Raw genomic sequence first — 23321 nt, forward strand, 5'->3', positions numbered from 1 at the left:
CTTACTCCCAGTTGCCCAGGTCGGCGTTGTAACCTTCGCCGCCTGGCTGGCCGTCCTGACCGTAGAAGATCAGGTCGAAGCTGCCGTGCTCGCCCGGGAAGCGGTAACCGAAGGCGTGGCCGAACGGGTCTTTCAGGTCCGAGGGCTTGGCGTATGGGCCGGCCCAGTTACCTGCCGTCGAGGGCTTGGTCACCAGCTGATTGAGGTTGGCGGGCGGTGCGCCCATGTCCAGGCCGTAGCTCTCGATCTTCATGCTCAGGCTGGCCAGTTGCGCCTTGCCAGCGCCGTACTTGCCCTTGTCGACGTTGCCGCCGACCTGACGCACGACGATGGTGGCGACGATGCCCAGCAGCACGATCACCGCCAGCATTTCCAGCAAGGTAAAACCGCCCTGGCGGCGGGCCGTCTTCATGGTTTTCATGAGTGTTGTCCTTTAAATGTTACTGGTAAGGCTCATCAGCGGCAGCATGATGGCGAGCATGATCACGGCGACCATCACGGCCATGACCACGGTGAGCGTGGGTACCAGGGCGGCGAGCATGCGGTCGATGCCGCGCTTTGCTTCCACGTCGAACACATCGGCGACTTTCAGCAGCATGCCGTCCAGCTCGCCGGCCTGTTCGCCGACGTCGATCATCTGGATGGCCAGTTCGGGCAGCAGTGGCTGGTTTCGTCTGCCAGGGCCTTGTGAGAGTGGGACGTGGGCAAGCAGGTCTTGTGGGAGTCGGTCTTGTGGGAGCGGGCTCTGCCCGCGAAGGCCATCTCGCGACTCTTCAGACACACCGCGTCGAGCCGTTCGCGGGCAGAGCCCGCTCCCACCAAACCTGCTGCCACCCAGCCCACTCCCACCAAAGTCTGGCGTGAGTGCTTGACTCAACCCCGTGGCCAGAGTGCCGCCGCCTTTCACCCATTCAGTGGCCTGCTCGACCTGAGCGACGATCGCGCGGTTGCTGCACACCTGGCGCACAATCAACAGCGCCTGCAACAGCGCCACGCCGTTGCTCAGCAAGGTGCCCAACGTGCGCGCCAGGCGGGCGGCTTCGATGCGTTGCAGCAACGGGCCGATGATTTTGATCTTCAGCAGGCGCAGGTCGTTGCGCTGGCGGCGGGCGGGGTCGCGCAGGGCGATGGCCGTGCCCCAGATCAATACGATGATCGCGGCCAGCACCACCAAACCCCAGGCGCTGAGGAACTCGCCCATGGCCAGGATCACTTGGGTAATCAGCGGGATCGGCACACCGAGGTCGCGGAAAATGGGCACGAATTGCGGCACCACGTAGGCCAGCAACAACGCCAGCGAGCCGAGCACGCCGACCACCAGAAACGCCGGGTAGATCAGCGCGTTGATCACCTCGCCACGCAGGGTCTGGCTGCGTTCGAGGTAATCGCTGAGTTGCCTCAGGGTGTTCTCCAAAGCACCGCCCGCCTCGCCCGCACGAACCATGCTGATGTACAGCGTGGAGAACTGACCGCCCTCTTCTTCCAGCGCCTGGGACAGCGGCTTGCCGGCCTTGACCTGTTCGCGGATGCGTTCGATCAGGGCGCGCGGTTTAGGCTCATGGGTTTGTTTAAGCAGGATGCCCAGCGAGCGCTCCAGCGGCTGGCCGGCGCCCAGCAAGGTGGCCAGTTGTTGGGTGAAGCTGACCAGTGCCGCGCCATTCAACGCGCCGCGGTTCAGCGCCCGGCGCAGGCCCGGGCCGCCCAAGGCATCTACCTGCAACACCAGCAAACCACGCTTCTGCAGCAGGCTCACGGCCGCCTGCTGGTCCGACGCTTCCACACTGCCCTGCTGGCTGGCACCCTCGGCGTCCAGCGCCCGGTATTTGAAATAGGCCATGAGTTATTCGCCGCGCGTCACGCGCAGCACCTCCTCCAGCGAGGTGATACCGGCCACCGCCTGGCGCAGGCCCTCTTCATACAAGGTACGCAAGCCGCCACGGCGGGCGGCCTGTTCCAACGTCGCCGCATCGGCCTGGCGCATCAGCAGGCTGCGCAGCTCTTCATTCATCACCAGCAGTTCGGTGATGGCGCTGCGGCCGAAATAGCCGCTGCTGGTGGCGGACACCGCAGGCTGGTAGAGGATGATCGGGCGCTGATCGGTGAAGCGGTCCAGGCCGTGTTCGGCAATCAATGCTTCCGGCGCTTCAAAAGGCACGCGGGTGGTTGGATCAAGGCGGCGCACCAGGCGCTGGGCCAGAATGCCCTTCACCGTCGAGGCAATCAGGTAGCTCTCCACGCCCATGTCCAGCAGCCGGGTGATACTGGCCGCCGCGCTGTTGGTGTGCAGCGTCGACAGCACCAGGTGGCCGGTGAGCGAAGATTGAATGGCGATGCGGCAGGTCTCCAGATCGCGCATCTCGCCGATCATGATCACGTCCGGGTCCTGACGCACGATGGAGCGCAGCGCGCCGGCGAAGTCCAGGCCAATGGCCGGCTTGACCTGGATCTGGTTGATGCCTTCCAGCTGATACTCCACCGGGTCTTCCACGGTGATGATCTTGCGCTCGGCGGTGTTGAGGCGCGACAGCGCGGTGTACAGCGTGGTGGTCTTGCCCGAACCGGTGGGGCCGGTGACCAGCAGAATGCCGTGGGGGTTTTCCAGCACATCAAGGAAGCCTTCCAGGCGCTCGCCGTCAAAACCCAGGCTCTGGAAATCGAAGCTGACGGTCTGGCGGTCGAGCAAACGCATCACCACCGACTCGCCGAAACTGGTGGGCACCGTGGACACGCGCAAATCCAGCTCCTTGCCCTGGATGCGCAGCATGATGCGGCCATCCTGAGGCAGGCGGCGCTCGGCGATGTCCAGGCGCGCCATGATTTTCACCCGGCTGATCACCGCCGCCGAGGAACTGGATGGCGGCGCCTCGGCCTCGTGCAGCACGCCGTCAATGCGGTAGCGCACCTTGAGCTGGCTTTCAAACGGTTCGATATGAATGTCTGACGCGCGCTGCTCCACCGCCCGCTGCAGGATCAGGTTGACCAGGCGGATGACTGGGGCTTCGCTGGCCAGGTCCTTCAAGTGTTCGATGTCTTCCAGCGCGCCGCTGTCCTCGTCCAGGGTCTCGATCAGGCTGCCCATGGCCGAACGACCCTGACCGTAATACCGCTCGATCAGGCTCTCGACCTCGTTGCCCGGGCCAATCGCCAAACGCACCGGTACGCCACAGGCATGGGCCACGGCATCAAAGGGGTACGGGTTGCCGGGGTGCGCGGCCAGCAGTTGCACGCCCGCCTCGTCCCAGGCCACGGGTACCACGCGGTAATGGCGCAGAAAACGCTCGGTCAGCGGTGGCACACGGTCCAGGGAGGCAGGGGCCTGTTCGGCCAGCATCAGCGGCACGTCCATCAGCGCCGACCAGGCGCGCGCCAATTCCAGCTCCGAGACCAGGCCCAGGCGCGTCAGCAGCGCTGGCAATTCACTGCCGTCATCATCGGCGGCCAGGCGGCGGGCGCGCTCAAGGTCAACAGGCTTGAGGCCCGAATGGCTCATCAGCCAGTGGCACACCTGGGTATCGTCGGGGGCAGTCAGGGGGGTATCGGGCACGGTCGGCTACTACGCAAGCAAGGGAAAAGGCATCAGGGCGATGCCCTTTCCGGGGTGAAGCTGGGAAGGATCAGTTGGCGGTTTTTTTCGCCGTGGTGCTCAGTGGGCGGCCGCCCTTTTTCGATTCGTTCTTGTGCTTCTGGGTGGCCTTGGCGTCGTGGCTCTGGGTCATGACGGTGGAGTCGCTGGCGCCCGAGGCGGTGTCGGTGGTGTCGGCGGCAAAGGTGGCGCCGGCAAACGACAGGCTCAGGGCGGCGCACGCTGCTGCGAAGGACAGTTTCATCACAAGTAACTCCATCAACGGGAAAGTATGAAAGTTCAAATAGCCATCATTTAAAACAGTCCTGCGACAATACCGCGCAGACGATGACATTTAAACTTGCGGACCCAGCCAGGCGGCTCGAATTCGCTAAACCCATCGACCAGTAGGTTTTGCAAAGGTTCACACATCCGGACACAAAATCGCGAAAAAGCGAGAAAAAAACCTTTCGATTGACAAGTTCAGACAACAATTGTCTTAATTTAGCCGCTTATCGCCGCCCCATCTTGGTACAAACGATAGCGTAATAATGGCACCTCCTATATAGACAGAAAGAACTTTCACGTTAATTAAACGCGACTGAAACATGGCCATCAGTTAGCCCTTACTGCAACTAAGCAGTTAGGGCGAAGGCCAGCTTTTGTCTGGAGAAAAGTGCACGGTCATCGTGCACAGCCGCAAATGGACAACCATTGGCTGTTGGAGTAACACATGAGCAAACGCAACCACCTGGGCGCGCAATCGGCGCTGGCCCTGTTGGCCTTGGCCATCTCGCAAGTGCATGCGGCCGACCCGGCCCAGCAGCAAGCCCGTGAGGCCCGTGCCGACAAGGCCGCCCAACAGACCCTGGCGAAGATGACCCAGGAAGAGAAACTCAATTACCTGGCCGGCACCGGCGGCTGGGACGTCAAACCGCTGACCCAGTACGGTCTGCCGCAAATCTACGGCGCCGACGGCGGTGCGGGCATCCGCTACACCAGCAACGGCAACGCCCAGGGCGTGGTCTACCCGGCCGGCCCCAACATCGCCGCCACCTGGAACCCGCGCCGCGCCATCGACTTCGGTCGCGCCCTGGGCTACGACGCCGCCACCGGTGGCTACCAGTACGTGACCGGCCCGGGCATGAACCTGTACCGCACCCCGTACGGTGGCCGGGCGTTCGAATACCTGTCCGGTGAAGACCCGTTCCTGGGCGCAAGCCTGGGCCCTGCCGTGATCAACGGCATCCAGGCCCGTGGCGTGTGGGCTGAAGCCAAGCACTTCGCCGCCAACGACCAGGAAACCAACCGCTTCACCCTCAACGAAACCATCCCCGAGCGCGTGCTGCGCGAGATGACCCTGCCCACCTTCGAATCGGCTTCGAAGAACGGCAAGGTGGCGATGATGATGTGCTCGTTCCAGAAGGTGAACGGCGACTACGCCTGCGAAAGCAAACACATGATCGCCGATATCCTGAAGAAGGAATGGGGCTATCAGGGCTTGGTGCAGAGCGACTACAACGCGATCATTACCGGGATCACCGCGGCCAACGCCGGCACCGACCTGGACATGATGGGCTACCAGATGAACGCCACGGCGCTGACCCCGTACGTGGAAAACGGCCAGCTCAGCGCCGCCACCATCGACGACAAAGTGCGCCGCATTCTGCGTCAGATCTACCTGTTCAAGTTCGACAGCAAGACCCCGTCCACCGTGCATAACATGAACAGCGCCACCAGCAACAAGACCGCGCTGAACGTGGCCCGCGAAGGCATCGTGCTGCTCAAGAACAAGGGCGACCTGCTGCCCCTGGACGCCAAGAAGGTGAAGAAAATCGCCGTGGTGGGCGATCTGGCCAAGTACGCCCCGCCTACCGGTTTCGGCAGCGCCAACGTCGAAGCCACCCAGTACATCAGCGAGCTGTCGGGCATCGCCCAGACCGCGCCGAACGCCAAGGTCGAGTTCATCGACGGCCTGTCCCTGGACCCGACTGCGTCCACCTGGACCCACGTTGACAGCAGCACCGGCAAGAGCGCCGCAGGCCTGACCGCCGAGTTCTTCACCAACGCCACCTGGTCCGGCGACGCCGCCGCGACCCGTACCGACACCCACGTCAACATGGACTGGTCCAGCGACACCGACCTGCCCACCAATGGCGATACCTCCAACACCTCCGTGCGCTGGACCGGCCAGGTCACCCCTACCACCAGCGGCGACCAGGTGTTCAAAGTGCGTGCCGACGGCGCCGTGCGCCTGTGGGTCAACGGCCAGGAAATCATCAACAACGGCGACGGCGAGCACCTGCCCACCAACAGCATCCCGCCGACCATCCCGGTGTCGGGCAAGATCAAGCTGGAAGCTGGCAAGGCCTACGACATCAAGCTTGAGTACTCGCGCCGCGACGGCTACCTGTCCACCATGGGCGGCATGGTCGGCGTGCAGATGGCCTGGGCTTCCCTGGCGGCCCCGCAAGATTTGTCCAAGTACGACGCAGTCGTGGTCGCGGTGGGCAACAGCAACGAATACGAAGGCGAAGGTTTCGACCACAGCTTCGATCTGCCCGAGTACCAGAACGAGCTGATCAACAGCATCGCCAAGGTCAACCCCAACACCGTGGTGGCCATGCACGGCGGCACCGCGCTGAAGATGGCGGACTGGGTGGACAACGTTGGCGCCGCACTGCACGCCTTCTACCCGGGCCAGAACGGCGGCCAGGCGCTGGGCGAGATCCTGTTCGGCAAGGTCAACCCGTCGGGTAAGCTGCCGATCAGCATTGAGCGCAACATCGAAGACAACCCGCTGCACGCCGATTTCCCCAACTTCGACAACAGCGGCGCGCTGACCGAGACCAGCTACAAGGACGACCTGTTCCTGGGCTATCGCGGTTACGAGAAGAAGCACACCAAGCCGCTGTTCCCGTTCGGTTTCGGCCTGTCGTACACCACCTTCGGCTACCACAACATCAAGGTCACCCCGGGTACGGCGGTGGGCAATGTGCCGATCAAGGTCTCGTTCGACCTGACCAACACCGGCAAGGTCGGCGGCGCCGAAGTGGCCGAGCTGTACGTAGGCCAGCAGCACCCGAAAGTGGAGCGCGCCGTCAAAGAGCTGAAAGGCTACAAGAAAGTGTTCCTCAAGCCGGGTGAAACCAAGCGCGTGACCATCGAGCTCAACGATCGCTCGCTGGCCTACTACGACGACAAGAGCAAGCAGTGGGTAGTCGACGCCGACACCTTCGACCTGTCCCTGGGCGCGTCGTCGTCGGACATCCGCCTGCACGGCAAACTGGTCAACCCGTTCCGCCAGGAACTGTCGACCACCACCAGCAACCCATTGCCGCGCGCGGCGTTGAAGGCTACGCAGGTGAGCTTGCCGGCGATCAACACCGGCGGCTTGTATGACCAGACCGATGCGGACGATGCCGACACCAGCGACAGTGGCGACTACGGCACCAGCACCTCGACCACCGCGCAGGGTTCTGCCAGCGGTAATTAACCCGCGCACCCTCCCGTAGCCGCTGCCGTAGGCTGCGCTGGCCCTGTGTCTGGCTGGAGATTTCCAGTGAACTCAAGGGCCAGCGCAGCCTGCCGGCAGCGGCTACGGGTCAGGCCCGGATCGATGCTTCCAGATGCTTGAGGAATTCATCGAACCGCGCCACCAGGTCCAGCCCCTCGGGAAAGCGCAGCCACTGCAGTTGCAACCCGTCCATCATCGCCAGGCACTCCTGCACCACCCCGCCCAAATCCACATCGGCGCGCACTTCACCGCTGTCTACCAGTGCCTTCAACTGCCCCACCATCCGTTCATGAATCATGGCATAGCGTTCCTGAAACCAGGCCCACGCCGGATGCCCTTCCACCAGGCTCTCGGCATTGAGCATGCTGAAGGCACGGATCACCCCCGGCGCCGTGGCATTGGAACGATTGATGGCACTCAGGCTGTTGAGCAAACCGGTCAAGGTCGCCTCGCCGCGCACTTCATCGGCAATCTTCTGGCTGACCTCGTCGCGCCGGTCCAGCACCGCCATCAGCAATGCCGCCTTGTTGGGGAAGTGATGCAGCACGCCGGCCACGGAAATGCCGACCAGCTCGGCAATTCGCGCAATCGACGCACCGCCATAGCCCTCCAGCGAAAACATCTGCAGCGCCGCATCCAGCAGCTCCTCGCGACGCTTCTCGCCTTTGGGCGCGCGCCGTGTGCGCGGCGCAGGGGGGGAATCTGAAGTCATGATTTACATCTGTACGTCCTGTTGAACCCACACCGTACCGCGCCAGGGCCAACCACGGCAAATCTCACGCCTTGAGCAGCGGGTACAACGACAACACCAGCATCAACGCCATGGCCCAGTTGAACAGGCGCAGCCAGCGCGGGTCGCTGAGCACATTGCGCAAGGCACTGCCGCAACTCACCCACACGCAGACACTGGGCAGGTTGATCAACGCGAACAGCGAAGCGATGACGAACACGTTGGTCAGGTAACCCTGGGACGGCACATAGGTAGTGATGGCGCCGATGGCCATGATCCAGGCCTTGGGGTTGACCCACTGGAACGCCGCCGCACCCAGAAAGCTCATCGGCGAGCGGGTGTCTTCGGCGGTGCCAGACGGCGGGCCGGAGCGAGCGATTTTCCAGGCCAGGTACAGCAGATAAGTCGCCCCCGCCCAGCGCAGCACGGTATACGCCCACGGCAGCACCTTGAACACCTCGCCCAGGCCCAGGCCGACGGCAACAACCATCACCATGAAACCAATGCTCACGCCCAGTGCATGAGGGATGGAACGGCGGAAACCGAAGTTCACGCCCGAGGCTAGCAGCATGGTGTTGTTGGGGCCGGGCGTGATCGATGAGACGAAGGCGAACAGCGCGAAGGCGTACAGCAGGTCGAGGGAGGACAGCATGGGGGAAGCTCCGGGGTGGCAGGCCCCTGAACACTACGGCATGACAATTGGCGCAGTGAGGCACAGCTAGCAAAAATTGAACCGGTACAGTTTTTTAAAACCAGTCAAATAGGCATAACAGATACGTAGCCGCTGCCGCCAGGCTGCGCTGGCCCTCAGCTTCATCAATCAAAACAACGCCAATCTCCGTATACACCATAAACAGCTCCCCTTAACCATTCCCTCAAACCCAGCGCCTGTTTTCTCAATGGCTACACCGCCGATACGCGCGCAAAATTCCAGCGAGCCCTCTTGCAGAAAAAAAGAGGAAGCCGGCCAGGCTAAAACCGCTGAGGTACCCAAGGTGAAACGTCTCGACTGGTATCTGCAGATCAACCTGAAGGCGCGGCACTTGCGCCTGCTCATTGCGATCGACACCTACCGCAACCTGACTCAAGTGGCCGAGGTCACGCATGTCACCGTACCCGCCGTGTCCAAGTCGTTGGCAGAACTGGAGCGTGGCCTCGGGCTGGCCTTGTTTTCGCGCACCACTCGCGGTTTGATGCCCACCCCATACGGCGAATGCCTGATCCGCCATGCACGAACCATGATGGGCATTCTTCACCAGGTCCGCGATGAACTGAAGGCCCTGAGCTCGGGCGCCGAAGGCAAGGTGCGCATCGGCATGTTGCCGGCGTCGGCTTCGGTGCTGGTGCCCCAGGCATTGAGTTTCCTCAAGCAGCAATCGCCGGGCACCAATGTGACCGTGATCGAAGGCACGACCGAGTCGCTGCTGCCGGAGCTGTGGCAGGGCCGTCTCGATTTGGTAGTGGGTCGCTTGCCGCCCCCGGACACGCTCGGCAGTTTCGAGGAAAAAGAACTGCTCGAGGAGCCGGTGGTACTCATGACCGGCCGTCACCATCCGCTTGCCCGGAGGAAGACCCTGGAATGGTCGGACCTGTGCGCCTACCCCTGGATATTGCCGCCACCGGGCTCGATTCTGCGCGATCCGCTGGAGCGGGCACTTGAAGCCAACGATGTGCCGTTGAGCAACAACTACATCGAGACGCTGTCGATTCACGTGCTCCGTGCGCATCTGCAGGTATCGGATTTCATCGCGATCATGGCCGAGTCACTGGCCAATGACCCTGGACAGCCGTTTCATAAACTTCCCTTGAGCCTGCCCCGGCTACTGCGCCCGACCGGGGTGCTGTGGAACCGCAACCGTGGCCTGACACCCAGTGCACAGCTCATGGTGTCGTGCCTGCAGGAGGCTGCCGAGCAGCTACTCACGGGCCTCGCCACCCCACCCTCCCCGACCAGAGCCAAACGCCCCCGACCAGCAACGGACGCAACCCAGGTTTAAGCCAGTGGTTAACCCACCGCTGGGTGCAGAACGACTTTCGGCAAATGTTGACGCACGGCTACGCGAATGAAACGCCGGCCAGACGCGCCGACTGATGCCCGGCCGCCTCTTGCAGACACTCGATCATCAGTTCAGCACTGGGTGTAAGCCCACGGTTGCGGTTCCACAGCACGCCGACCGGCCGAACCAATCGAGGCAGGCTCAATGGCAGCACATGCAGTGGCTGCACGGGATCGCCGGCAATCGACACCGCCATGATCGCGATGGAATCAGAGACCCGCAGCTGAGCGCGGACGACATGAATGGAGAGCGTCTCGATGTAGTTGCTGCTCAGGGGTACGTCATTGGCTTCCAGCACCCGCTCCAGCGGATCGCGCAGCAGCGAGCCGGGCGGCGGCAATATCCAGGAGTAAAGGCCCAGATCGGACCACTCGACGGTCTTCTTGCGGGCCAACGGATGATGCAGGCCGGTCATGAGTACCACCGGCTCCTCGAGCAATTCCTGCTCCTCGAAGCTACCGAGCGTGCCGGGGGGTGGCAGGCGGCCTACCACCAGGTCGAGGCGGCCCTGCCAGAGCTCGGGCAGCAGCGACTCGGTCGTACCCTCGATGATGGTCACATTGGTACTGGGCGAGCGTTGCTTGAGCAGGTCCAGCGCCTGGGGCAGCAGCACCGAGGCCGAGGCCGGCAGCATGCCGATACGGATCTTGCCCTCGGCCCCCGAACTCAAGGCCTTGAGCTGGTCGCGGGCGTCATGCAGCACCGTCAACATAGACCGCGCGTGGCGAATCAGGCAGTCGCCATAGGGTGTGGGCATCAAGCCCTGCGCGGTGCGTGAAAACAAAGCGAGCCCCAGTCCCCGCTCCAGTTCGGCCAATGACTTGGACACGGCAGGCACGGTCACATGCGTGACCTCGGCTACCTGAGTCAGGTTGCGGTACGTGTCGATCGCTACCAGCAGGCGCAGGTGCCGCGCCTTCAGGTTGACCTGCAGGTACCAGTCGAACTCCGCCATGCGGTACTCCTCAGTGGCTTTACCATTTCGTTAAGCCTAACCCATTTTTACTCAATCGACCGGCAAGCAACTCGCGAGCACCATACGTCGGCAACGAGTCGTTTGACAAAAATAACCATGCAGGAACGATCAATGTCAGTTCATCTCAAGATTGCCATCGCCGACCATCCGCACACCGCCGCCATCCGCAGCGGCGCCATCAAGATCGAAGGCGTGGAGGCGGAATTCATCACGGTCAAGCCACAGATCGCCGCGTTCCGTCGCATGGTCCGCGATGTTGAATTTGATGTCTGCGAAATTGCCCCGACCACTTACATTATCGCCCGCGCCTATGGTGCGCCCTTCGTGGCCTTGCCGATTTTCGTGGTGCGTCGCTTCCACCATTCGGGCCTGCTGGTGCGTCCGGATGCCGGCATCAAACAGCCCAAGGATCTTGAGGGCAAAAAGGTCGGGGTGCGTGCCTACTCGGTAACCACAGGCGTGTGGACTCGTCAGGTGCTGATGGACGAGTACGGGCTGGATTCGAGCAAGGTCACCTGGGTGGTCGACGACGAAGAGCACGTGACCCAGCTCAAACTGCCCGCCAACGTGATCCATGCCACCCGCCCACTGGCCGAGATGATGGCTGACGGCGAACTGGCTGCCGGGTTTGGCGGCGCCGCCGGCATTGGCCGCACAGGCAACCCTACCGATGGCTGGAAGGAAGTGGCCGCCGACTACCCCGACCTGTTCCCGAATGCGGCTGAAATCGAAGCCGAGTACTACGCACGCACCGGCGTCTACCCCATGCACGGCACCATCGTCGTAAAGGATTCGATCCTGGCCGAGCACCCGTGGGTGGCGAAGTCCATTTACGACGCCTTCGAGAGGGCCAAACAGGACTACCTCACCCGGCTTGATAGCGGCGATGCCACCAGCGAGACCGATAAAAAGTACCTCGAACTGCGCGACGTCGTCGGCCACGACCCGCTGCCCTACGGCATCGAAGCCAACCGCAAGACCATCGAGGCGCTGGAGTCGACCGCCTTCGCCCAAGGCCTGACACCGCGCCGCATGTCCATGGACGAGCTGTTCGTGGATCCCCAGGCCTGAATTTTCCGGAGCACATTATGATTATCGATTGCCACGGTCATTTCACCACCGTACCCGCTTCGTTCCGAGAGTGGCGCGCCAAACAGATCGAGTGCGCCGACGACCCGCTCAACGCGCCGGCGCTGTCCGGCGCCCATGTGACCGATGAACAGATCCGCGAAGGTGTCGGCAACGGTCAGTTGCGCCTGCAGAAAGAACGCGGCGGCGACCTGACCCTGTTCTCGCCGATTGCCGGCCTGATGAGTCATCACCTGGGCAACGAACGCACCAGCCTGGAATGGGCCGAAGTCTCCAACGATCTGGTGCGCCGTGTGTGCGACATCTACCCCGACAACTTCGTGCCGGTGTGTCAGCTGCCCCAGTCGCCACTGGCGCCGCCGAAGAACTCCATTGCCGAGCTGCGGCGCTGCGTAGAGGAAATGGGCTTTGTCGGCTGCAACCTGAACCCTGACCCCAGCGGCGGCTACTGGACCGGCACGCCCATCACCGACCGCGAGTGGTACCCGCTGTACGAGGCCATGTGCGACCTGGACGTACCGGCCATGGTCCACGTCGCCGCCTCGTGCAACCCCTGCCACCACGGCACCGGTGCGCACTACCTGAATGCCGATACCTCGGTGTTCATGCAACTGCTGCAAAGTGACCTGTTCAAGGACTTCCCTACCCTGCGCCTGGTCATCCCCCATGGCGGTGGCGCCGTGCCTTACCACTGGGGTCGCTACCGCGGCATGTCGCTGGAAATGGCCAAGCGCCCCTTGGAAGGCCTGCTGGACAACGTTTTCTTCGACACCTGTGTTTACCACCACCCGGGCGTCGAGCTGCTGACCAAGGTCGTGCCCACCAGCAACGTACTGTTCGGCTCGGAAATGGTCGGCGCCGTACGCGGCAGGGACCCGGACACCGATCACTACTTCGACGACACCAAGCGCTACCTGGATGCCTGCACGGCGCTGTCCGATGCGGACCGTCACGCCATCTTCGAAGGCAACGTGCGGCGCGTCTATCCGCGTCTCGACAAACATCTGAAGGCCCAAGGCAAGTAAGGCAGGGACAGCACATGACCATCATCGATATCCACCCGCACATCATCTCCGACGACGAGACCCGCTACCCGCCCGCACCGCTGTTCGGCAAGCGTTCGGACTGGTCGCAAGAGCGCCCCAGCACCGTCGAGACACTGGTCCGGGCCATGGACGAAGCCGGCGTCGCCAAAGCCGCCATCGTGCACTCGTCGACCACCTACGGCTTCGACAACAGTTACGTCGTCGACGGCTGCAACCAGTACAAGGGGCGCCTGGTCGCCGTGGGCTCGGTGGACATGCTGGCCGACGACGTGCCCGCCGTCATCACCGCCTGGGTCGACCAGGGCCTGGCCGGCCTGCGCATTTTCACCGGCGGCTCGACCAAGGACTTCGACCCCAGCGAGCTGGATAACCCCAAATCGTTCAAGGCCTGGGAAATGCTCGCGGAGCTGAACCTGCCGATGTGCATCCAGACCGGGCCTACTGGCTTGCCGTATGTGCGCATGCTGGCCGAGAGATTCCCGGGGGTGAACATCATCCTCGATCACCTCGGGCGCCCGGACGTACTGGACGGCCCGCCCTACGCCAACGCCGCCGGCCTGTTCGCGCTCGCTGACCTGCCCAACATCTATCTCAAGCTGACGCCGCGCATCTTCGGCGATGTGGAAAAGGACAAGGCCAGCGCCGCGACCTTCTTCCCGCAGGTGGTCGAGGCGTTCGGTGCACAGCGCATGGCCTGGGGCTCCAACTTCCCCACCTCGCCCGGCACCCTGAAGGAAATTCTGGCCACGGCCCAGAAGGGCCTGGCCTGCCTCAGCGACGAAGATCGCCAGTGGATCTTCGGCAAGACCGCGCAAACGCTGTACCCGGCATTGCGCTGAGGCTGACTCCATTTCATGAGGAAGTGAACATGAGCAACACACGTCTGAACAGCATCATCCGCGCCTTCGAGGCCGACAAGCCCGCCTACATGGCCTTCGCCAAACTGGACAAGCAGACCGCCATCGAGATGAGCGACTCGCCGTACGACGGCATCGTCTACGAAATGGAGCACAACCCGTACGATGTCAGCGCCCTGGGCGACTCCTTGCAGTACATGCTCAACCGCAAGCAGATCGCCGAATCGGGCTCGGTGGCGCCACGGGTGACGCCGATCGCGCGCATCCCGGCCAACGGCATCGAGATGAACCAGACCTTCGCCAAGCAGGTGCTGGACCGCGGCTGCTACGGCGTGATCTGGCCGCACGTGGCCACGGTCGAGCAGGCCTACAACGCCGTCGCCTCCTGCCGTTATGCCCGTCCCAAGGGCGCGGCGCTCTACGAGCCCAAGGGCGTGCGCGGCGACGGCCCGGCCAATGCCGCGCGCTACTGGGGCCTGACGATGGCCGAGTATTACGAGAAGGCCGACGTGTGGCCGCTGGCGCCCCAGGGTGAAATCCTGGTGGGGCTGATGTGCGAGAGCACCCAGGCCATCGACAACCTGGACGACATCCTCGCCAACGTGCCCGGCATCGGTTTCATCCTGATTGGCGAAGGCGACCTCAGCCAGGAGCTGGGCTTGCCCCGCCAGTACGAGCACCCGGAAGTGCTGGGCGCGATGCGCCGCATCGTCGAGACCTGCCGCAAGCACGACGTCATCGTCGGCAACCCGCATGTGACCGCCAACAACCACCGTCGCCTGCTGGACGAGGGCTACCGCGTGCTGCTGTCGGCCCCCAAACGCTCCTACGGTGTGGTGGGCCAGGCGCGCGAAATGGCGGGTTACTGATGCGATGAGCGGCGCGCACCGTCTTGTCGCGCCCCTGTTCGAAGGCAAACGCTGAACCCGCCCAACATTCCAAGGAGATTCCCATGGCGCTGACCCTGCGCACAAACCTGGCTGATTATCCGGTGACCAAGGCGATGAAGGATGGCCGCGTGCAGTCCGACCTCGTCACGCTCGACTACTGCGGCCCTACCCCGGCACACAACGGCTTCAAGGCCATGGTGCGCGAGAACCAGTTCGATGCCGGCGAGCTGGCCATTGTCACGTTCCTGCAGGCCAAGGCCTACGGCAAACCCTATGTGCTGCTGCCGGCGCCGATTTCCGGGCGTTTCCAGCACCACTGTGCCGGGTTCAACATCGACTTCGGGCACCTTGACCCCAAGGACATCGAAGGCAAGCGAGTGGGCGTGCGCACCTATTCGCAGACCACCGCGTTATGGATTCGCGGCGTGTTGCGGCATGAGTACGGGGTCAACCTCGACAAGGTCACCTGGATGACCCTGGGCGACGGCCACCTGGCCGAGTACCACGACCCGGCCAGCTGCGTGCGCCTGCCGGCGGGCGCCAATATCCCGCAGATGATGCTCGACGGTGAGCTCGACGCGGCGCTGCTGGGCGAAGACATGCCCAAGGATCCCCGCGTGCGCACCCTGGTGCCAGATGCCCACAACGCCGCCAAGGCCTGGTACGAGCGCCAGGGTTTTGTGCCCATCAACCACATGTTCGCCATTCATCAGGACATCTCCAAGCAGCATCCCGAGGCTGTGAAGGAGATTTACCGGATGATCGCCGAGAGCCGCGCGCTCACTGACGGCGGTGTGCCCACAGTGTTCCCGCCGCTGGGGCTTGAGGCCAACCGCAAGGGGCTCAAGACCGCGATCGACTGGGCATTCGACCAGAAGATCATCCCGCGCGCCATGTCGGTTGACGAACTGTTCGACGACGTGACCGGCAGCCTGGGCTAAACGCTCCCTTCATCGATAAATCCAAGCGCACTGCCGGATGACTGCGCCCTCCACGCCCCTCGCCTGAGGGCAACGGGGGCGCGGTCATTCGGCATGCCTTTTGTTCAGCACCTGTTCGACACATTGGCGCCATGCCAAGGGAAGCAGAAATGACCGCAGTAACTGAATGTGCCGTACACATGAACCCGAGCCGCGCTCGACTGATTGAACATGCCATTGAGCGCGGTGAGGGTCGGCTCGCCGACTCCGGCGCTCTGGTCGTGACCACGGGCGAACGCACCGGGCGTTCGCCGCAGGACCGCTTCATCGTCAAAGAACCCGGCTCCAGCGATGAAATCGATTGGGGCAAGGTCAACCGCCCTTTTGATGCGGACCGGTTTAACGCCCTCTGGGCGCGAGTCGAGGGCTATCTGGCCGGGTGCGAGCGGTTTGTCTCGAGCGTTCATGTGGGCGCTGATCCGGACCACTACCTGCCGGTAATCATGACCACGCAGACTGCCTGGCAGACGCTGTTTGGGCAAAACCTGTTCATTCGCCCTGACGTCTACAACCCCAAGGGCAAGGACCCATGGCAGATCCTCAACGTCGCCGGTTTTCGCTGTGTTCCCGAGCGCGACGGTACCCGCAGCGAAGGCTGTGTCATCCTCGACTTTGCCCAACGCAAAGTGCTGATCGCCGGCATGCAGTACGCCGGCGAAATGAAGAAAGCCATGTTTTCGGTGCAGAACTTCCTGCTGCCACGCCAGGAAGTGCTGCCGATGCATTGCTCTGCCAACGTGGGCGAGGATGGCAGCACCACACTGTTCTTTGGTTTGTCCGGCACCGGCAAGACCACCCTGTCGGCAGACCCTGGGCGCTACCTGATCGGTGACGACGAGCACGGCTGGGGCGAAGGTGTGGTGTTCAACCTGGAAGGCGGGTGCTACGCCAAGACCATTGACCTGAGCCAAAAGAACGAACCAATCATTTGGGAGGCCATACGCTTCGGTGCCCTGGTCGAGAACGTGGTCCTGAGTGAAACCCGCACCGCCGATTACGCCGATACCCGCCTGACGGAAAATGGCCGCTGCGCGTACCCGCTGGAGCATGTCGAAAAACGCACCCAGGACAACCTGGCGGGCGAGCCGCAGGCGATCATTTTCCTGACCTGCGACCTGTCCGGGGTGCTGCCGCCTGTTTCGATCCTGAGCAAGGACGCGGCGGCCTACCACTACCTGTCCGGTTACACGGCGCTGGTGGGCTCGACCGAAATGGGTTCAGGCGGCGGTATCAAGTCGACGTTTTCCACCTGCTTTGGCGCCGCGTTTCTGCCGCGGCCAGCGCGTGAATACGCTGACCTGCTGATCAAGCGCATTGAAGCCTTCGGCTCGCAGGTCTACCTGGTCAACACGGGCTGGACCGGTGGCCCCTATGGCACTGGCGAGCGCTTCAGCATCCCGACCACGCGCCGTATCATTGCCGCGATTCAGAGTGGTGCCCTCGCACAGGTTGAGACCGAACATCTGCCGGGCCTCAACCTGTCGGTTCCCAAGGCGGTTCCGGGCGTTGAGACCCGGCTGCTCAACCCGCGCAACACCTGGGCGGACAAGGAGGCATTCGACGCCCGTGCAAGGCATCTGGCTGGGCAGTTCATCGAGAATTTCCGCCAGTTCAGCGGTGTTGATCAACGCATCATTGCGGCGGGGCCAAGCCTGTAGGGATGTGAGAGGCCCGTCGCAGCAACTGCCCCTTTGAGGTGCACACTGTGGGACCGGGCGTAAGCTCGGGAAGCAGGCAACGCGTATGAGCTGACGGGCCCATTCCCGAGCTTCGCCCGGTCCCACAGTGCGCGCCCCGCCTCTTTAGTATCTGAGTTGAAACCGCGATGCAGATGACGCCGTTCAAAGCAGTTACTGCTACAGAAACCGGTACAAGCCTTGTAGCCGCTGCCGCCAGGCTGCGCTGGCCGGTGTCCACCCTGCAGATTTCCAGCGTGGGTGAGAGCCTGCGCAGCCTATCGGCAGCGGCTACAGAACGCGTATCCGTCAACTGCCTTATTGAGGTGCACACTGTGGGACCGGGCGTAAGCTCGGGAAGCAGGCAACGCGTATGAGCTGACGGGCCCCTTCCCGAGCTTCGCCCGGTCCCACAGTGCGCGCCCCGCCGCTGTAGTAACGGAGTTGAACCGCGATCCAGATGACGCGATCGACAGGGCACGCGCACGCCAATACGCTGACTAGTCTTTGCCCGGGCTTGCGAAATGGGCAAACACCGGCTCGGGGATCTTGGCCTCGAAACCGCTCGGCGCCAGCTTGCCGGATTGGCTATCGATCTTGAAGGAGGTCACATTATCGGATTTCAGGTTGGCAACCACCAACCAATGCCCGCCCGGCCCGATTGACAATTCCCACGGATACTTGCCACCCGAACTGATACGCTGAATGGGTTCAAGGCATGAGGCTGGATCGATGCGATAAACCACCAGCGTATCCGTACTTCGATCGGCGACGTACAGGAACTTCTCGTTGGGACCGATTTTCATCGACGACGCGCTTTTGGGCCCGGTGAATCCTTGCGGGAACGTATCAACCGAGGCGCCGTAGCTGATGGTTTTCGTCGCGGGCTGCCACGTCAGGCAACGCACCTGTGCCGAGAGCTCGGAGAGCAGGAACCCATGCCTTCCATCCTTTTGGAATTCAATCCCCCTTGGCCCAGTGCCCGGCGCCATTTGAACAAATGGCGTTGAGCCTTGGGTCAGCTGCTCAGGCTTGCCCGTTAACCGATACATGAACACTCTGTCAGCGCCAAGATCAGGCACCAGCAGCTCATGTGTGTTTTTAACCAACGTGATGCTGTGGGCATGAGCCTGTGTCTGCCTGGGCGTTGGCCCCGTGCCGAAGTCTGCCAGCACCGAACTCACTGGCTGAACCCTGCCATCGGCTGAAAGGGGCAAAACCGCCACCTGACCGCCGCCATAATTGGCCACGAGAAGGCTGTTGTGGAGGTGGCTGTAGACCATGTTAGTAGGGCCACTGCCGCCCGATTCGACGCGATTGAGCTCGGTCAATGCACCGGACTTCTGGTCCATATTGAACGCTACAACCTGGCCATTTGCGTCGCCGTTGTTTCCCACTTCACTGACGCTGTAGAGATGATGACCGCCAGGGTCTTGCACAAACCATGTGGGCCGAACTACTTCTGCCGCCTTTTGTATATTTGAAAAGCTGCCATCCTGGAGATTGAAGCTGGCGTTGTAGATGTAGTCGCCATGCGTTCCAAAGTAGACCCATGTTTCGCTATTGCTGCCAGAATTTGCAGAAGCCAAAAAACTACAAAGCGCGAAAGAAAACAAACCGAAAATGATACTTCTTGGAATGTCCATACCCATGACGCGTGTCTCCTGCCAGTCATTATAGTTATCATTCGACGCTATCCGTGGCTTATGCAAATGGGCGATAGTCCTTCGTCCGGCTCATTGATCTTCGGCGCCCACTGGCGCCTCATCAAAACAATGGTGCTGGTTGCGCCCAGAAACAGAAAAGCGAAAATCGCAATCATCGGCAGCGTGTAACTGTGACCAATATGTAAAAGCCAGCCCGACAGGCTAGCGGACACGCCGCCCGCCAGGCTCGTCGCTACTTGTTGAAGTCCGGTATTCAAGCCAGTGGCCTGCTTCGGGATCAGCGTCAGTTTCACCAGGGCGAGGTTGTTCGTGGTGACCAACCCAACCAACGTCAAGGACAGCACGTTCCAGAACAGTGCCATTGATACGGTCGTCGCATACGCGCCGAACAAAGTGGTCATACCGCCAATGAAGCCCACCACCATGAACGACTTGCGCACCATGACCGCGTCGTATCCGCGCATGATCAATCGGTCAGCTGCCCACCCGCTGAGCCCGGCGGCGATCGCTACGCCGCAGAAGCTCGCGGCGGTATACAGCCCCGCCTGACTCAACGACAACCCACGTTGCTCAACGAGGTAGGCAGGCATCCATGTCATGCAGAAAAAAACAAAATAGGCGTAACAGAAGTTGGTGATCAGCCCGCCCCACACCACCGGGCTTACCAGCAGATTGCGCAGCGGCACCGTGGCCGCGTATTGCTTTCTTTCAACCAGCTCAGTGCGATCCGGGAAGTCGTTGCGAACCATCATGAGCCAGGGCAGCAGCCACACCAGGCCGGCCAGCCCCGTCACGATAAACATGACTTTCCAAGAGGTTGCTGCAATAAGCCAGGCTGCCAGCGGTGCCCCCAGTGCCGGCCCCATCTTGCCGCCAATCGCATAGATGGCCAACGCAGAGCCTTTCTGGGCTTCCTCGAAGCGGTTGGCTATGTATCGATAGGTAGCCGGGACCACGACTGCTTCGGCGGCACCAATGATGACGCGCACTACCAGCAGCGCGCTGAGCGTATGGACAAGGCCAGTGGCTGCGGCCGCCAGGCACCAGAGAAAAAAGCAGACTGCATACGGCCATTTAACGCCATAGCGATCAACCAGCCATCCCATGGGCAGTTGTAGAATGCCGTACACCCAGAAGACAGATGAACCCAGCCAGCCCCTGTCGACCGGCGTCAGCGTAAATTGGCTAATGAAGTGAGGGTCCGCGATCGCGGCCGACATGCTTGATCGGTCTGTCCAGGCAATCATCAATCCGAATGCGAGCAGAACGACTACGCCCCACCGGTTTTCCAGGCGCACAGCCTCTTTCTGGATAGTTTCCACTGCACCCTCTCAGACCTGTTTTTGTAATTGTTGTCAGTCAAGACTTCCCGTCACATCCTCAACGTTTACTGCCTGCTGCATGGACGGTCGGGGAGGATCATCAACCCGGTCTGGTTCTCGGTCCAGTGAGTTTTGCGGAACCTGTGTTAACCAAACGGTAGACACGGCACTCGGCACGCGCGGCGCCATCCGAGGGCCCGTTGAGACAGGGTTTACATTCAGCGCAAGGCTGTGATTTGCTAATTGGCATGCATGGGGTCAACACGTTGACCTGTGCCAAGGAGACGTTATGACGCACAGTTCGAAAACAACATATCGACACGAGTCAAACACCAAAGTCACGCTGAAAACGGTCCCCAAGGTGCGTTTGTATGTGGAGCGCCGGGAAGAACAGGAGCATTGGTTCGTCAACATCGGCCACGTCACCGAGCGAGGCCGCTGGCGAACCGAGCCTCATGCGCACCCGGGGTACGGGCAGATTATCTTCGTGCGTAGCGGCAACGGCGTCATGAATCTCGAGGGTTCAAGCGTCCCCTTCGAGGGGCCGTGTGTGCTGCTGCTGCCAACGGAATGTGTGCACGGCCTCGATTATGAAAACGACGTGGACAGATGGGTGGTGACCATTGAGGTGGCTTACCTGGCCCAGATCTACGCCCGCCTTCACGAGTTCATCCAGTTGTGGTCCCTGCCCAGGGTGATTGCAATGCCGTCAACGTCCGGCACGGCCACGGAATTCTTCTCGCTGATCACGCGACTGGCGCAGGAACTGGAGTCCAAGGCGTTCGGTCATGTAGTGGGAGCCGAAGCCCTGTTGACCCAGCTTTTCCTGATACTGGTTCGGCAGATCCGCCTTGATCAGCCTGACGATGGCGGCGCCTCTCGCAATGAGACCTGCCTGGCCGAACGCTACCGTGAACTGATCGAGCAGCATTACTGGCAAAACCTGCCATTGCAGGACTACGCCTCGATGATGGGTGTGTCTGTGGTGCAGCTGCGGGCGGCTTGCGCGGCGGCCACCCGGCAAAGCCCGACCAAGATGATTCACGCACGCATCATCACCGAGGCGAAACGGAATCTGATTTTTGGCGAAAAGCCCATTGAGCAGATTGCCTTTGGGCTGGGCTTTTCAGATGCCGCGTACTTCACACGCTTCTTTCGCAGGGAAGTGGGTGAGGCCCCCAGTCAGTTCCGGCTGACGGCTCGGGAACAGCCTCAACGGGCGAAGTAAGCCTCGACACAAAGGCGGGTCTTCGTTGTCCCCTTACCTAGGGGTGGCGAAGTCACCCGCACCGGCAAACGACATTCATCTCGCAACACCCCGCAAAAAATACCAGCGAATCTCACTTTTGTGTAAAGGCACAAGCCGGCACAGCCAATAACATCCCTCCCAGCACCGTAAAAGATATTCAGTGCCTAATTCGTCAGCAAGTAGCCCTGGCTGCGACCGTTTAAAAATGGAAAACAGCCACGCCTGGCCGACGACGCTAAGTCCAATTAAACGTGCTCTATAAAAATAAAAAAATCTACACGGATGGAAACATGAAAAAAAACTCAAAACCTTTGCCAAGGTTGCTGCTCGGCACGGCGATGTTCTGTTGTTTTAGCGAACTGTGTTTCGCTGAAGAGATAATTGATGCACCCACGACTTCCGTCCCACCTCAAGGCCAGTCAACCCAACAGGCTCCAGCCACTAACAACTTGCCTCACGCTTTCCCGGACCTTGCGAAGATGGATGAACAGGTGGGCAAGCCGCCGGTGTCGTGGAACGACACATTTATCGGTTATCGCGTAGGCAATAATTTCCATTTCCCGGGTGTGCCCGACAAGATTAAGCAGAATATTGGTTATCTCACCACCACAGGCGGCTTCAAGTACGGCAGTTACGCGTTCAACGTCGATTACCGCGTGTCGGACTCGGCAAACCCGGAAGTCGGTGGACCGAATAGCGGCGGTGCGCAGGAGGTGTATAGCGTGGGTCGCGTCACCGCCAGCGCCAGCAAGATCTTCGGCAAGCAGGTCGGTTATGGCGTGATTCGCGACGTCGGCCTCACCGGTGGTTATGAGTTCGGCACCAAAAACGATGCCTACGCCCAGCGAGCCCGTATGCTGGTGCTGGGTGGGACAGTCGAGTTCGCACTGCCGCGCGGATTCTGGAACCTGACTGCCGGTGTGCGGACCGAAAGCAACCATAACGGCATCGTCGGCGTAGACGTGAATTACGACACCGCCGCGCACCTGGAGAGTTCCTGGCTCTATCCGTTCCGCCTGGGCCCGGTGCCGTTGATATTTCGTGGATTTGTGAGCATCACGGGCCCTAAAGGCAAGGATGGTTTTGGCGTACAAACCACAACCGAATACCTCACCCGCGCTGCGTTGTTGGCGGATATCGGCTCATTCGCCGGCCAGCCGCGGACCATTTATGCGGGCGTCGGGTACGAGTACTGGAGGAACATGTTCGGCACGCCGAATGATGAAGCGGTCAACACCAGAACCTCGACACCGATGTTGCAGATGGAAGTCCATTTTTAATCGACCGCCGCAGTAAGCTAAACACGACTGGCGACTCCTTGAGGGAGTCGCCAGTCGTCGTTTGGGAGGTAGCATTTTGGCAACGGATGTACCAGCTGCCGAAGGCGGCGTCATGTACCCCACGGTGCATCAGGCATTGCGCGGCGCTTGTGACGCGACCTGGCGGCCGCTGCTACAGGCGTGATGCAGACCACGCCGGCCTGTAGCAGCTGCCGAAGGCGGCGTCATGTACCCCACGGTGCATCAGGCATTGCGCGGCGCTTGTGACGCGACCTGGCGGCCGCTGCTACAGGCGTGATGCAGACCACGCCGGCCTGCAGCAGCTGCCGAAGGCGGCGTCATGTACCCCACGGTGCATCAGGCATTACGCGGCGCTTGTGACGCGACCTGGCGGCCGCTGCTACAGGCGTGCTGCAGACCACG

19 protein-coding genes are annotated in these 23321 nt (G+C 61.6%); 10 read left to right on the forward strand and 9 right to left on the reverse strand.

What is annotated here, in order from left to right; translation table 11 throughout:
- Position 1: 1 nt before the first annotated feature.
- From gspG to ACZ9GA_RS17605, 4 genes are all read right to left on the reverse strand, one after another.
- Positions 2–412: a type II secretion system major pseudopilin GspG gene (gspG, locus tag ACZ9GA_RS17590; protein WP_457363699.1), complete on the reverse strand. Its 411-nt coding sequence runs from the start codon at positions 410–412 to the stop codon at positions 2–4.
- A gap of 21 nt (positions 413–433) precedes the next feature.
- Positions 434–1837 (reverse strand): type II secretion system F family protein, encoded by a 1404-nt coding sequence (locus ACZ9GA_RS17595; protein WP_457361488.1) that lies wholly within the window; start codon positions 1835–1837, stop codon positions 434–436.
- Positions 1838–1840: 3 nt separating this feature from the next.
- Complete coding sequence (gspE, locus tag ACZ9GA_RS17600) at positions 1841–3490, reverse strand: type II secretion system ATPase GspE (RefSeq protein ID WP_457363698.1); 1650 nt, start codon at positions 3488–3490, stop codon at positions 1841–1843.
- A gap of 124 nt (positions 3491–3614) precedes the next feature.
- Positions 3615–3827: a hypothetical protein gene (locus ACZ9GA_RS17605; protein ID WP_457361487.1), complete on the reverse strand. Its 213-nt coding sequence runs from the start codon at positions 3825–3827 to the stop codon at positions 3615–3617.
- Between the two features lie 468 nt (positions 3828–4295).
- On the opposite strand from ACZ9GA_RS17605, the gene ACZ9GA_RS17610 reads away from it, so the two are divergent.
- Complete coding sequence (locus ACZ9GA_RS17610) at positions 4296–7058, forward strand: beta-glucosidase (protein ID WP_457361486.1); 2763 nt, start codon at positions 4296–4298, stop codon at positions 7056–7058.
- 109 nt (positions 7059–7167) lie between these two features.
- Here the strand turns inward: ACZ9GA_RS17610 and ACZ9GA_RS17615 are convergent, their stop codons facing one another.
- Positions 7168–7791 carry a TetR/AcrR family transcriptional regulator gene (locus tag ACZ9GA_RS17615; protein WP_457361485.1) on the reverse strand — a complete coding sequence of 208 codons (624 nt, stop codon included), beginning with the start codon at positions 7789–7791 and terminating at the stop codon, positions 7168–7170.
- A gap of 64 nt (positions 7792–7855) precedes the next feature.
- Positions 7856–8461: a LysE family translocator gene (locus ACZ9GA_RS17620; RefSeq protein ID WP_457361484.1), complete on the reverse strand. Its 606-nt coding sequence runs from the start codon at positions 8459–8461 to the stop codon at positions 7856–7858.
- Between the two features lie 343 nt (positions 8462–8804).
- Between ACZ9GA_RS17620 and ACZ9GA_RS17625 the strand changes: the two genes are divergently transcribed.
- A complete protein-coding gene (locus ACZ9GA_RS17625; RefSeq protein ID WP_457361483.1) occupies positions 8805–9806 on the forward strand; it encodes a LysR substrate-binding domain-containing protein in 1002 nt (333 codons plus the stop codon).
- Between the two features lie 58 nt (positions 9807–9864).
- On the opposite strand, the gene ACZ9GA_RS17630 is transcribed toward ACZ9GA_RS17625, so the two are convergent.
- The gene (locus tag ACZ9GA_RS17630; RefSeq protein WP_457361482.1) at positions 9865–10821 is read right to left on the reverse strand and encodes a LysR substrate-binding domain-containing protein; all 957 of its coding nucleotides are present in this window, start codon (positions 10819–10821) and stop codon (positions 9865–9867) included.
- Between the two features lie 132 nt (positions 10822–10953).
- Here ACZ9GA_RS17630 and ACZ9GA_RS17635 point away from each other — a divergent pair, with 132 nt between their 5' ends.
- From ACZ9GA_RS17635 to ACZ9GA_RS17660, 6 genes are all read left to right on the forward strand, one after another.
- On the forward strand, positions 10954–11913 hold the full coding sequence (locus ACZ9GA_RS17635; protein WP_457361481.1) for an ABC transporter substrate-binding protein: 960 nt from the start codon (positions 10954–10956) through the stop codon (positions 11911–11913).
- A 17-nt stretch (positions 11914–11930) separates the two neighbouring features.
- Positions 11931–12956 (forward strand): amidohydrolase family protein, encoded by a 1026-nt coding sequence (locus ACZ9GA_RS17640; RefSeq protein ID WP_457361480.1) that lies wholly within the window; start codon positions 11931–11933, stop codon positions 12954–12956.
- Between the two features lie 14 nt (positions 12957–12970).
- Entirely contained in the window at positions 12971–13816 is an 846-nt protein-coding gene (locus ACZ9GA_RS17645) for an amidohydrolase family protein (protein ID WP_457361479.1), read from the forward strand.
- Positions 13817–13845: 29 nt separating this feature from the next.
- A complete protein-coding gene (locus tag ACZ9GA_RS17650; RefSeq protein WP_457361478.1) occupies positions 13846–14703 on the forward strand; it encodes an HpcH/HpaI aldolase family protein in 858 nt (285 codons plus the stop codon).
- Between the two features lie 83 nt (positions 14704–14786).
- Entirely contained in the window at positions 14787–15665 is an 879-nt protein-coding gene (locus ACZ9GA_RS17655; RefSeq protein ID WP_457361477.1) for a substrate-binding domain-containing protein, read from the forward strand.
- Between the two features lie 149 nt (positions 15666–15814).
- Positions 15815–17362 carry a phosphoenolpyruvate carboxykinase gene (locus tag ACZ9GA_RS17660; RefSeq protein WP_457361476.1) on the forward strand — a complete coding sequence of 516 codons (1548 nt, stop codon included), beginning with the start codon at positions 15815–15817 and terminating at the stop codon, positions 17360–17362.
- A 518-nt stretch (positions 17363–17880) separates the two neighbouring features.
- Here ACZ9GA_RS17660 and ACZ9GA_RS17665 read toward each other — a convergent pair.
- On the reverse strand, positions 17881–19032 hold the full coding sequence (locus ACZ9GA_RS17665) for a lactonase family protein (RefSeq protein WP_457361475.1): 1152 nt from the start codon (positions 19030–19032) through the stop codon (positions 17881–17883).
- 41 nt (positions 19033–19073) lie between these two features.
- Positions 19074–20369 (reverse strand): MFS transporter, encoded by a 1296-nt coding sequence (locus ACZ9GA_RS17670; protein WP_457361474.1) that lies wholly within the window; start codon positions 20367–20369, stop codon positions 19074–19076.
- A 289-nt stretch (positions 20370–20658) separates the two neighbouring features.
- Between ACZ9GA_RS17670 and ACZ9GA_RS17675 the strand changes: the two genes are divergently transcribed.
- Together ACZ9GA_RS17675 and ACZ9GA_RS17680 are read left to right on the forward strand one after the other, a co-directional pair.
- A complete protein-coding gene (locus ACZ9GA_RS17675; RefSeq protein ID WP_457361473.1) occupies positions 20659–21597 on the forward strand; it encodes a helix-turn-helix domain-containing protein in 939 nt (312 codons plus the stop codon).
- A 311-nt stretch (positions 21598–21908) separates the two neighbouring features.
- Positions 21909–22898, forward strand: a complete 990-nt coding sequence (locus ACZ9GA_RS17680; RefSeq protein ID WP_457361472.1) for a hypothetical protein — start codon at positions 21909–21911, stop codon at positions 22896–22898.
- Positions 22899–23321 lie beyond the last annotated feature (423 nt).

This window comes from Pseudomonas sp. TE3644, assembly GCF_056278815.1.